Origin of the sequence: Methylobacterium sp. WL103, from assembly GCF_008039885.1 — a bacterium.
Classification (GTDB): Bacteria; Pseudomonadota; Alphaproteobacteria; order Rhizobiales; family Beijerinckiaceae; genus Methylobacterium; species Methylobacterium cerastii.
Genome location: NZ_VRUX01000252.1, coordinates 1 through 5,845, shown reverse-complemented (window position 1 = coordinate 5,845; position 5,845 = coordinate 1). Strand labels below are relative to the sequence as shown.

Here is a 5,845-nt window from a genome sequence, read left to right as displayed (position 1 = left end):
GCCGTCCAGGCCGAGTTGGCGAGCAGGATCGGCCCGTCAGTCCGGGCGAGCACCGCCCGGCACCGTGGTCGCGCCCCTGGCGCTGGCGTTTCCGACCAACGTCTTCCGCCCAGGCGACAGGACGGCTATGCGCCGCGCCCTCGGCCTGCCCGCCGACGACCTGCTGATCCTGGTCTCGGCGGTGGTCCTCGACGGGCCGGACAAGAACGTCGGCGACCTCGCCGAGGCCCTGCGTCGCGTCGCCGGCCCCGGCATCGGCTTCGTCGCGATCGGGCGCCTCGACAACCCGGCCCGCCTCGCCCTGCCGAACCTGTTCGCGCCCGGGCTCGTCGCCGACGAGGCGCAACTCGCCGCCTGGTACGGCGCCTGCGACCTCCACGTCACCGCGAGCCGGCTCGAGACCCTGGGCCAGACGCCGATCGAAGCGGGCCTGTGCGGCACGCCGACGCTCGCCTACCGCACCGCCGGCCTGACCACGTCGGTGATCGACGGCGTGTCCGGACGGCTGGTTCCAGTGGAGCCCGGCGCGCTCGGCGACGCCCTGGTCGAGCTGGTCGCCGACCGCGCAGGCCTCGCCCGCCTCGGTGCCTTCGCGCGAATCGCCCTGGAGAGTCGGTTCAGCCCCGCGGCCTGCGCGATGTCGCTCGACCGGGTCTTTCGCGAGCGGGGGATGGTGCCGAGCCACGGCCACCGCCTGCGGTTCGCACCGGAGATGCTCGGCCAGTTTCCCTTCGCCGCGATGCCGGCGGTCGCCGCCACCGGCCTCGTCGCGGCGCAATCCGGCCCATTCGTCCGCGGCCTGCGCCGCGCCAAGCAGCGCCTGCTCGGCCGCAGGTTGCCGCCCTGGGCGCGGCGCGGCCTGTACTGGGCCGCCCGCCTTCGATCCCTGCGCGGAGGCCGTCGATGAACGGCCCGATCTACCTCGACCAGACCCATGTCCGCGGCCACGTCACCGGCATCGAGCGGGTCGCGCTCGACCAGTTCACGCCGGCGATGCTCGGCCGCGAGGTCAGGCCGCTTCGCAGCCGCGGCCTCCCCGGGATGATCCTCGCGCAGCAGGTCGGCCTGCCGCTGCGGGCGGCGCGCGAGCCCGACGCGCAGTTCCTGATGGCAGGCTTTCCTCCCGGCCCGCTGATGGCGCCGTTCTCGAAGCGCTGCATCCTCTGCGTCTACGACACCTTCCTCCTCGACCGGCCGCAGGACCTGGCCTGGAAGAGCCGGCTCTACATGGCCCCGGCCTTCCGCTTCGCGATGCGCTGGGGCCGGCGCTTCCTCGTGATCTCGCGCCAGACCGGCGCGGACCTGCGTCGCCACTGCGCAGACGACGCGCTGGTCGCGCTGCTGCGGCCCGGCGTGCGCGACGTGTTCGGCCTCGCCGGCCTGCCCGGCCCAGCCACCTTCCGCCCCGGCGCGCCCCTGCGCCTGCTGGCGATCGGCACGATCGAGCCACGCAAGGACTACCCGGCCGCGATCGCGCTCACGGCCGCCCTGAACCGGGCGGGCGTGCCCGCCGAGCTGCACGTCGTCGGCCGCCTCGGCTGGGGCCGCCACGCCTTCCTCGACGACCCGCCGCCGTTCCTGACCTGGCACGGCTATGTCGGCGACGAAGCCCTGCGGGCGCTCGCCGGAAGCGCCCACCTCCTGCTCTCGACCTCGAAGGCGGAAGGGCTCGGCCTGCCGTTGCTGGAAATCCAGCACGGCGGCCTGCCGGTGGTCGCGCCCGACGACGCGGTGTTCCGCGAGGTGCTCGGCGAATCCGGGCTGTTCATCCACCCGTCCGACCCGGAGGGCTCCGCAGCCACGCTGATCGAGGCCATGCGCTCCGGCCGGCTCGGCCAGGCCGCGACGGATGCGCGCGCGAACGTCGCGCGCTGGAATCGCCTCGCATCGCGCGATGTGGACGCCTTCCGCGCCTACCTCGTGGAGGGCGCCTCCGCCTACGGACCCGACAGCCTCGTTCCGCCGGCGGCGGTCAGTTCCGAGGCTTGATCGCCGAGACGTGAGCCGGACTACGTATTGAAGGTCGAACCGTCGTATCGTTAAGCATGGAACCGTATCGGCAGCTTCCGAAGCCCGGTTCGGACTTGTCTATAAGGCGACGGGAGAGGTTTTGCTTGGCCGTATGAGGTCGGCGCGCGGTCCGCGAATTGCTGAGATGCTGTCGAACAGTGCGGGCGCCCGCCGCTCCCTGTTCAAGGCGGGACAGGACCGCTCCGATACGGGATCGACCCGACGCCATGCCGGGTACGTGAGGGACAGAGACCGATGTTCGATTTCTCGACCCCCGTGCGCGGCGAGCCGGTGGACGTGACCTTGCCGCCGGGCTTCTCCGATCGGACCGACGCGGGCACGATCCTGCGCCGCCTGTGGCGGGGCGCGAGCTTCATCGTCCTCGGCGGCCTGTTCATGGTCGCCGCCGCCGTCGCGTTCCTCGGACTGCTCACCCCGGTCTACACCTCCAGCATCCAGATCCTGGTCGACCCTTCCGACCTTCGCGTCGTCGACAACGACGTCAGCGCGCGCACGCCCCAGGCCGACAGCGGCGTGTCGCTCGCCGAGAGCCAGACCAAGGTGATCCAGTCGGACAACGTCCTGCGGCGCACGGTCGAGAAGCTCGACCTCGCGCACGACGACGAGTTCGCCAAGCCCGATTCCGACAACCCGACGATCGTCTGGCTGCGGACCGCTCTCGGCATGCTGCCGCCCCCCGGCAGCCGCGACCCGGTCAACGTCGCGATCGACACCCTGCAGACCAAGACGACCGTGCGCCGGGCCGAGCGCACCTTCGTGATCGACGTGCTGGTCCAGTCGCGCGATCCCGCGAAGGCGGCCAGGATCGCCAACGCCATCGGCGACGCCTACTTCGCTGAGGAGGCCGGCGCCCGCACCGAGGCCGCGCGCCGCGCCTCCGACGCCCTGAACGGCCGCCTGTCGAGCCTGCGCCGCGACGTCGAGCTCGCCGAAGGCAAGGTGCAGAAGTTTCGCGAGGACAACAACCTCGTCGCCTCCAGCGGGCGCCTGCTCACCGACCAGCAGCTCGGCGACCTCAACCAGCAGCTCGTCACCGCCCAGATCAAGACCGCCGAAGCGCGCTCGCGCTTGGAGCAGGCCCGCAAGATGAAAGCGGGCGACGCCAGCACCGCGCTGCCGGAGATGCTGCAATCCCTCGAGATGCAGGCGCTGCGCCAGCAATACGCCACGCTGTCGCGCAACACCGCCGAGCTCGCCACCCGCCTCGGCGAGCGCCACCCGGCGATGGCCGAGCAATACGCGCAGCAGCGCGACCTCCAGCGCCTGATCCAGCGCGAGAAGGAGCGGATCATCGAGACGACGCAGAAGGATTACGATCGCGCCGCGGCGAGCGAAGCCGCGATCCGCAAGAGCCTCGACCGGGCCAAGGCCGAGACCGTCACCAGCGACCGTGCCAACGTCGGCCTGCGCGAGCTGGAGCGGACGCTCGAATCCCGCCGCGGCGTCTACGAGACCTATCTCCGCCGGTCGCGCGAGGCGAGCGAGCAGGAGCGGCTGAACAGCATCAACGTCCGAATCATTTCGCCCGCCGTCCCCGCCCGCGTCCGCACCTGGCCGCCCTCGCCGAAGGTGGTGCTGCCGGTGGCGCTTCTGGTCGGAATCCTGCTGGGTGGAGCCATCGCGCTCTCACTCGGGGCCGCCCGCGACCGGCGCAAGGACCGCAACGAGCGCCGTGCCGCGCATGTGTCGCCCCGAAGCTTCCGGGCGGCCGATGCTTGAGGTCGGCGCGGTCCATCTCGTGGACGACAGAACGGTGAAGGCGGCGCACTTCGATGCGCGTGTCGCATCACCCGGCGCCCGGGCCGCCCCCGGCACGAACCCTTCGCTCGGGCGCGGCCCCGACGCCGCGCCGGAACCCATCATGGATCGCGGCATCGAGGTCGGCACGGCCTGGGGCATACGGATGTTCGGGCTCGACTTCGCCGCCGGTCCCGCGGCCGGCATCCTGGCGGCCACGGCGCTGCAGGCGTCTGACGGGCCGCGCCTCGTCGTCACGGCCAACATGGACCACATCGTCCTGCTGTCGGAGAACGATGCGTTCCGGCGGGCCTATGACGCCGCCGCGGCGCGGACGTTGGACGGCATGCCCTTGGTTTGGCTCGCGCGGCTGCGCGGACAGCCGGCCGCCCGCGTCACCGGCCACGACCTCCTCGCGCACGCGCTCTTTGCCGGTCCGGCGGGGCAGCGCGTCTTCCTCGTCTGCTCCAAGGACGCGGTCGCCGACGCGATCCGGGATCGTTTGGTGCGGTCGGGCTACGACCCCGCGGCGGTCGCCACCTGCGTCCCGCCCTTCGGCTTCGTCGACGACGTGGAATACGGCCGCGCGCTGTCTGCCCGCATCCGCGAACATGGCACGACCCTTCTGGTGATGGGCGTCGGCGCGCCGCGTTCCGAGATCTGGGTGACGCGCCAGGGCGCCGCCCTCGGCACGCCAATCGTGCTGGCGGTCGGCGAGGCGGTGAACGTCGCCGCCGGGCTGGTGCGTCGGGCACCGGTCGTGCTGCAGCGTGCGGGCCTCGAATGGGCGTTCCGCTTCGCCCTGTCGCCCCGGCGGCTGTTCCACCGCTACTTCGTGCGGTCGTGGCGCTTCATCGCGCTGGTCCGTCGCGACCTCAAGGAACGCGACGCGGCCGCGTGAACCGGCCGCCTCAGGCGGCGGCGAACAGGTGCGGGTGGCGCAGGCGCAGGGCGAAGACCAGCGTCAGCGTCTTCATGTCGGCGACCTCGCCGCGGTCGCTCCGGGCCGCGAGGTCGTCGAGCGCGACCTCGTGGACCGTGATCGCCTCGTTCTCCTCGGCGAGCCCGCCGCCGGGTCCGGACCGGTCGGCTGCGCTGAAGGCGGCGAGGAACAGGTCCATTCGCTCGGTGGAGATGCCCGGCGCGGTCCAGGCGCTGACCACCCGCTCCAACGCGGTCAGCTCGACGCCGGTCTCCTCGTAGGCTTCGCGGCGGGCGCCCTCCTCCGGGTCGCCCTCGTCGAGGATGCCCGCCGGCGTCTCGAGCATGTCGAGCGGGCCCTCGGCAAAGAACACGGGCGCCCGGAACTGCGAGACCAGAAGCGCGACGCGGCGGGTGGGATCGTAGGGCAGCACGGCGACCGCGCGTCCGTGATCCTCGATCTCGCGGGTGATGCGCGTGCCGTCCGGCATCGTCACCTCGGCGACGAGGAACCGGGCCCAGCCGTCATGAACGAGGCGCGTCCCGCGGATGATGGGTACCATGCCTGTGGATCTTCCTGATCGAGCCGCGTCGATCCTGTCCTAGGCGGGGGATCGTTCAGGAATGAGGCGGCTTCGCGGAGTCTCCGGGGCACGCGGCCGGTCCGCGCCGGATCGAGAAGCACGTCGCGGCGCCGACCCGGTCCAGGGCTTCGAGGGTGTCGCCCTCCTCCCGTACCAAGTTCGGGATGTCGAGCGAGGCCAGCGGATCGGTACAGGTCACCCGCAGCAACGCGCCGGGGGCCAGGCTCCGCAGCGCCTTGCGGGTGCGCAGGACCGGCAGCGGGCATTTGAGCCCGGCGAGGTCGAGGTCGATCGCTGCGTCCGACATGCGAGGCGCCCCGGCGAGGATGGCGCCGACTTGGTCGAGGGACCGGGTCGGAGCCTAAGGGACTACGCGAACCGGCACTCCGTGAAGCTCGGGTCGACCGAGCGCTTCCACGGACCTTCGAAGTCGGCGAGCCGGTCCTCGGCATGCGAGCGGCCGGCGGCGACGATCGCCTCCAGCGGCTGAAGGTAGATCGTCTCGTCCCGACCCGAGGCGTCGCGGCGGGCGCGGGCCTTGAGGCCGGCGCGGGCGATGGCGAGCGCTTCGG

At 72.2% G+C, this 5,845-nt stretch carries 6 protein-coding genes and 1 pseudogene; 4 read left to right on the top strand and 3 right to left on the bottom strand.

Annotation, left to right across the window (positions count from 1 at the left end):
- The 4 genes from FV222_RS15380 to FV222_RS15365 form a co-directional block, all read left to right on the top strand.
- On the top strand, window positions 1-907 hold a 907-nt coding region (locus FV222_RS15380; protein ID WP_147814962.1), incomplete at its 5' end, for a glycosyltransferase.
- Window positions 904-1,989 (top strand): glycosyltransferase, encoded by a 1,086-nt coding sequence (locus FV222_RS15375; protein WP_147814960.1) that lies wholly within the window; start codon window positions 904-906, stop codon window positions 1,987-1,989. The genes FV222_RS15380 and FV222_RS15375, both read left to right, overlap by 4 nt.
- A gap of 276 nt (window positions 1,990-2,265) precedes the next feature.
- Entirely contained in the window at window positions 2,266-3,750 is a 1,485-nt protein-coding gene (locus FV222_RS15370; protein ID WP_147753595.1) for a GumC family protein, read from the top strand.
- A gap of 19 nt (window positions 3,751-3,769) precedes the next feature.
- Window positions 3,770-4,669: a WecB/TagA/CpsF family glycosyltransferase gene (locus FV222_RS15365; RefSeq protein WP_246685482.1), complete on the top strand. Its 900-nt coding sequence runs from the start codon at window positions 3,770-3,772 to the stop codon at window positions 4,667-4,669.
- A 10-nt stretch (window positions 4,670-4,679) separates the two neighbouring features.
- Here the strand turns inward: FV222_RS15365 and FV222_RS15360 are convergent, their stop codons facing one another.
- From FV222_RS15360 to FV222_RS15350, 3 genes and pseudogenes are all read right to left on the bottom strand, one after another.
- Window positions 4,680-5,252 carry an NUDIX hydrolase gene (locus tag FV222_RS15360; RefSeq protein ID WP_147814958.1) on the bottom strand — a complete coding sequence of 191 codons (573 nt, stop codon included), beginning with the start codon at window positions 5,250-5,252 and terminating at the stop codon, window positions 4,680-4,682.
- A gap of 55 nt (window positions 5,253-5,307) precedes the next feature.
- Window positions 5,308-5,580, bottom strand: a complete 273-nt coding sequence (locus FV222_RS15355) for a sulfurtransferase TusA family protein (protein WP_147753597.1) — start codon at window positions 5,578-5,580, stop codon at window positions 5,308-5,310.
- A gap of 62 nt (window positions 5,581-5,642) precedes the next feature.
- Window positions 5,643-5,845, bottom strand: a pseudogene (locus FV222_RS15350) (glutamate--cysteine ligase); the annotation flags it as partial.

What these genes read in the sequence shown, in the direction of transcription:
- FV222_RS15355 (WP_147753597.1), bottom strand. Translation starts at nt 5,580, where the DNA reads ATGTCGGACGCAGCGATCGACCTCGACCTCGCCGGGCTCAAATGCCCG.
- FV222_RS15370 (WP_147753595.1), top strand. Translation starts at nt 2,266, where the DNA reads ATGTTCGATTTCTCGACCCCCGTGCGCGGCGAGCCGGTGGACGTGACC.
- FV222_RS15375 (WP_147814960.1), top strand. Translation starts at nt 904, where the DNA reads ATGAACGGCCCGATCTACCTCGACCAGACCCATGTCCGCGGCCACGTC.
- FV222_RS15360 (WP_147814958.1), bottom strand. Translation starts at nt 5,252, where the DNA reads ATGGTACCCATCATCCGCGGGACGCGCCTCGTTCATGACGGCTGGGCC.